Raw genomic sequence first — 761 nt, 5'->3', positions numbered from 1 at the left:
CTTTTGATGATTCAACTTCTTGCAGCTTTTTATCATAAGAGAACTTTTTGCTCAGCGCCTGCGGAACCAGGTCTTGAAAGGTATTCATTACGCCTGCAGCACTAATAACCTTATCTGCGTGAATGATATGACCATCAGACATCTCGACACCCAACGCGACGCCCTTTTCAACGACTATTTTTTCGACGCTTGCATAAGTAAGCAAGTCACCACCTGACTGTTGGATAACAGGAATAATCGTATCGGCTATTTTCCAGGCACCACCTTCTGGGTAGTAAGCACCCGATAAGTAATGTCGAGCGATCAGTGCATGAATTAAAAAGCTCGACTGCTTAGGAGGTAAACCACAATCGCCCCACTGCCCTGTTAAGACGCCAATTAACTTTTCATTTGAGGTCAGTCCACTTAAGACTTCATAAGTCGTCTTGTTGAAGTAGTCAGGCAGGCCGAAACGCTTGAGCAGCTTATAGGGCCGAGAAAGTAAGGTTGGCATCAACTTATCCATAACCTTAAGGGGCATGCACCGCGTAATGGCATCTAGCATTTTCAGATAGGAATCAATCGCTAGCTCTTCTTCGGGAAAGTGTTTTAACAAGTCTTGTTTGAAACAATCTCTACCCGCGCGCAAATTGTAAACATCCTCGCCAAAGTGGAAGCGATCGTAATTGCTATTTAGTGGCGCCCATTTCAATTCACCGTCAGTGATAAAGTCGAAAATTCTGCGCATTTGTGATTTAGGGTTGCCCATCTCACCGATATAG

Annotated in this window: 1 protein-coding gene; it reads right to left on the bottom strand. The window is 44.4% G+C overall.

All coding sequences use genetic code 11. The features are described from left to right. A partial coding sequence (locus A3766_RS31550) for a phytoene desaturase family protein (RefSeq protein ID WP_369808655.1) occupies positions 1-761 on the bottom strand: 761 nt, incomplete at both ends.

Source organism: Oleiphilus sp. HI0132 (assembly GCF_001635845.1).
The sequence above is the reverse complement of the archived record's forward strand: the minus strand, read 5'-3'. Positions and strand labels throughout refer to the sequence as shown.